6 protein-coding genes are annotated in these 3,652 nt (G+C 71.7%); 3 read left to right on the top strand and 3 right to left on the bottom strand.

All coding sequences use genetic code 11. From position 1 onward, the window contains the following. Positions 1-32 precede the first annotated feature (32 nt). Positions 33-170 carry an ABC transporter C-terminal domain-containing protein gene (locus VB737_RS05935; RefSeq protein WP_500311945.1) on the top strand — a complete coding sequence of 46 codons (138 nt, stop codon included), beginning with the start codon at positions 33-35 and terminating at the stop codon, positions 168-170. Here the strand turns inward: VB737_RS05935 and VB737_RS05930 are convergent. Further along, the gene (locus VB737_RS05930; RefSeq protein WP_500311943.1) at positions 144-632 is read right to left on the bottom strand and encodes a hypothetical protein; all 489 of its coding nucleotides are present in this window, start codon (positions 630-632) and stop codon (positions 144-146) included. The two genes, VB737_RS05935 and VB737_RS05930, sit on opposite strands and share 27 nt — an antisense overlap. Before the next feature lie 189 nt (positions 633-821). Here VB737_RS05930 and VB737_RS05925 point away from each other — a divergent pair, with 189 nt between their 5' ends. Beyond that, positions 822-1,040, top strand: coding sequence for a Calvin cycle protein CP12 (locus tag VB737_RS05925; RefSeq protein ID WP_254948378.1), 219 nt, complete (start codon positions 822-824; stop codon positions 1,038-1,040). Between the two features lie 7 nt (positions 1,041-1,047). Here the strand turns inward: VB737_RS05925 and cgtA are convergent, their stop codons facing one another. Then, complete coding sequence (gene cgtA / locus VB737_RS05920; RefSeq protein WP_500311942.1) at positions 1,048-2,040, bottom strand: Obg family GTPase CgtA; 993 nt, start codon at positions 2,038-2,040, stop codon at positions 1,048-1,050. A 64-nt stretch (positions 2,041-2,104) separates the two neighbouring features. Between cgtA and VB737_RS05915 the strand changes: the two genes are divergently transcribed. Beyond that, positions 2,105-3,343, top strand: coding sequence for an ABC transporter ATP-binding protein (locus VB737_RS05915; protein ID WP_500311941.1), 1,239 nt, complete (start codon positions 2,105-2,107; stop codon positions 3,341-3,343). An 18-nt stretch (positions 3,344-3,361) separates the two neighbouring features. On the opposite strand, the gene VB737_RS05910 is transcribed toward VB737_RS05915, so the two are convergent. Further along, on the bottom strand, positions 3,362-3,652 hold a 291-nt coding region (locus tag VB737_RS05910), incomplete at its 5' end, for a Smr/MutS family protein (protein ID WP_500311939.1).

Here is a 3,652-nt window from a genome sequence, read left to right as displayed (position 1 = left end):
AAGGGCAAGAACTCGAGCGGCGCCGCCGGGGGCTGGAGCGCCACCTGGCGGCCCCCCGCGGCCCGGACTACGCCCGGCTGGAGGCCCTGACCCACGAGCTGGCGGCGCTGGTGGAGCGGATCGCCGCCGCCGAGGAGCGCTGGCTAACGCTCAGCGAGCTGGCAGCCTGAACGCCGGCGGCGGTGGGGGTGGGGGACCTCCAGCAGCCCCGCCCCATCGGCGATACGGGGGGGCAGGCCGCAGACCGGCCCGGCGGGCTCCGGCAGCAGCCAGGGCTGGCGCTGCACCCGGGCGCCGCGGGCTTCGGCCTGCTGCATCGCCGTGGGCTTGTAGTCGTCGACGCTGCGGTGGGCCGCCATCTGGTCCCCCATGCGGCGCAGGTAGAGATCCTGGTACCACTGCACTGCGTCGGCCTGGAAGGCCTCCAGGGCCGCCTGGACGCTGGCGAAGCGCTGGCTGACGAGACCACTGGGAGCGCACTGTTTCCAGACCAGCACCTCCTCGAAGCCGAGGCCCCGGCGCCACTGGCGCTGCTCCGACAGGTAGCAGTGGGTTTCGGGACCGTTGATCCAGAAGAGCCGCCCGTGCTCGTCGATGAAATGCCGTTCCCGCCGCTTGCTGATGCGTGTCATGGGCCAACCGGGGCACTGTCCATTCCGCTGCTAGCCACGGATAAGCCCCCAACGCAGCCGCCGGCGCAGGGTTTGCAACGGTCAGGCCGCTCCCGGGGGATGTGCGGAGACCCACAGGAGGCGGCGATCCCCCGGCCCCGACCGTATGGTGTCTGCGGTGAGTTCCGACCCGTGACGGCCGGTTTTTGCATGAAGACGATCGACGATCACATCGAGAAGGACAAAGTCGAGATCGAATCGGCCAAGGCCGACGGCAATCTCGGCAAGGTGCGCCACCTCGAGGAGGAGCTCAAGGCCCTCAACGAGTACAAGGAGCACCACCCCGAGGACAACCACGACCCCTCCCCCCTGGAGGTCTACTGCGACCTCAACCCTGAAGCTCCCGAGTGCCGCGTCTACGACGACTGAACCGCGCTCAGGCGATGCCCAGCTGCGCCCACACGGCGGCCAGCAGGGCATCGAGGCCCTGGGAGGCGGCCGCCGAGATCACCAGTGGGGGCTCGCCTGTGTGGGCCCCGACGGCCTCCATCAGCTCCTGAAGTTCGGCGGCGTCACGCAGCTCCATCTTGTTGAGCACCACCAGGCGGGGGCGCTCACTGAGGCCGTGGCCATAGGCGGCCAGCTCCTCCTCCACCACCCCCAGATCCGCCAGCACATCCTCCGCGCCCGCATCGACCAGATGCAGCAGCAACCGGGTGCGCTCGATGTGGCGCAGGAAGTCATGGCCCAGGCCGGCGCCGCGCGCCGCCCCGGCGATCAGGCCGGGGATGTCGGCAAAGACGGTACCGTCACCGCTCGGGCGCCGCACCACGCCCAGGTTGGGCACCAGGGTGGTGAAGGGGTAGTCGGCGATCTTGGGCCGGGCCGCCGAGAGCACGGCGATCAGGGTGCTCTTGCCGGCATTGGGCAGGCCGATGATCCCCACCTCGGCCAGCAGCTTGAGCTCCAGCTGCAGCAGCCATTCCTCACCCTCCTTGCCCTCGGTGAACTTCTCCGGTGCCCGGTTGCGGTTGCTGAGGTAGTGGGCGTTGCCCAGGCCCCCCCGGCCACCGGCCGCCACCAGCAGCTCCTCGCCGGCGTGGGTGAGATCCCCCAGCAGGATGCCGGTGCGGCAGTCGCGCACCTCCGTGCCGCAGGGCACCCGGATCGTCAGGGTGGCGGCGCTGGCCCCGGTGGAGCGATTCGGGCCGCCACGGCGGCCATCGTCGGCGGCGAACAGGCGCCGGTACTTGAAATCCAGCAGGGTCTGGAGGTTGGCATCGGCGACGAGGAGCACGTCACCGCCGCGGCCCCCGTCGCCACCGGAGGGCCCACCGGCGGGGACGTACTTCTCACGACGGAAGGCCACGATGCCGTCGCCGCCGCGGCCGGCGCGCACGGCGATGCGGGCCTGATCGATGAACTGCAAGGAAGGGGTTCGGCCGGGGCTCGGATGAGGAACAACCCTAGGATCCCCCGGTTGCACCCCTGGTTTGGCCGAGGTCCGCTTCGAGAAGGTCGGCAAGACCTACCCGCCCCGTCGCGGCGGCAGCCCGGTGGAGGTGCTGCGCCAGCTCGACCTGCACATCGAGGACGGTGAATTCCTCGTGCTGGTGGGCCCCTCGGGCTGCGGCAAGAGCACCCTGCTACGGCTGCTGGCCGGACTGGAGGCCACCACCGCGGGCGAGATCTACGTGGGGGAACGCCCCGTGAGCCGGCTGCGGCCGGCCCAGCGCGACGTGGCGATGGTGTTCCAGAGCTACGCGCTCTATCCCCACCTGAGCGTGGCCGACAACATCGGCTTCGGCCTGCGGCGCAGCCGCCACCGCAGCCTGCCCCAGCAGCTGCAGGACAGCCTGCACCGGGCCACCCATCGCCTGCCGGCCCCCCTGCGGGTCGAGTCCGAACGGGAGCGCCGCATCGCCGCCCGCATCGACGAGGTGGCCGCCACCCTGGAGCTGGAGCCGCTGCTGGAGCGCCGGCCCAAGGAGCTCTCCGGCGGCCAGAAGCAGCGGGTGGCGCTGGGCCGGGCCATCGCCCGCCAGCCGGCGGTGTTCCTGATGGATGAACCCCTCAGCAACCTGGACGCCAAGCTGCGCACCGGCACCCGCACCCAGATCGTCGAGCTGCAGCGGCGCCTGGGCACCACCACCCTCTACGTCACCCACGACCAGGTGGAGGCGATGACCATGGGCCACCGCATCGCCGTGCTCAACGAGGGCCGGCTGCAGCAGCTGGGCACCCCGATGCAGCTGTACCAGTGGCCGTCCAACCTGTTCGTGGCCCAGTTCATCGGCAGCCCGGCGATGAACCTGCTGCCGGTGGAGGTGGCCGGCTCCGCCCAGTTGCTCCTGGGGGGGCGACGCTTCCCGGTGGAGGGCCCGATGGCGGAGCTGCTGGGTGACTGGATCGGCCACCGGCTCACCGGCGGCCTGCGGCCGGAGCACCTGCGGCTGGCGCCGGCCACCAACCGCAACCTGGCGGCGGAGGTGAGCCACTGCGAGGCCCTGGGCAACGAGCAGCTGGTCACCTGCCGGCTGCTGGAGGGCAGCCACCTGGTGCTGGTGCGGGCCACCCCGGACCAGAGCGTGACCGTGGGCCAGACCGTGCATCTCGATGTCGAACCCACGGGCTGGCGCCTGTTCGACGGGCTCGGGGCGGCCCTGCTGCCGGCCGAAGCCACCACGCCGCCGCCGCGGCAGGAACCCCAGCTGCCCGCCATCAGCCACTGAGCGATCAGCCACTGGGCCCTACTTCACCCAGATCACGCTGCAGCCGGGGCCCCCATCCCCCTGCTCGGCATCACTGACCCGCTCCACCCAGGCCAGGCCGGAAAGCCACTCCCGCAGGCCCCGCTTGAGCTTGCCGGTGCCGATGCCGTGGATCACCCACACCGGGCCGTTGGCGCCCCGCAGGCGCTCCTCCACCGCCGCCTCGGCCTCGTGCACCCGCAGACCGCGCACGTCCACCGTGTTGCCCTCGGTGCGCACCTCGGGCCCGCGGCTGCCAGGGGACCGGCGGCTGCGGATCCGCACCTGGGG

Source organism: Synechococcus sp. BA-120 BA3 (assembly GCF_034931285.1).
Classification (GTDB): domain Bacteria; phylum Cyanobacteriota; class Cyanobacteriia; order PCC-6307; family Cyanobiaceae; genus Cyanobium.
Note: the sequence above shows the minus strand (reverse complement) of the source record. Positions and strands in the feature narration are given on the sequence as shown.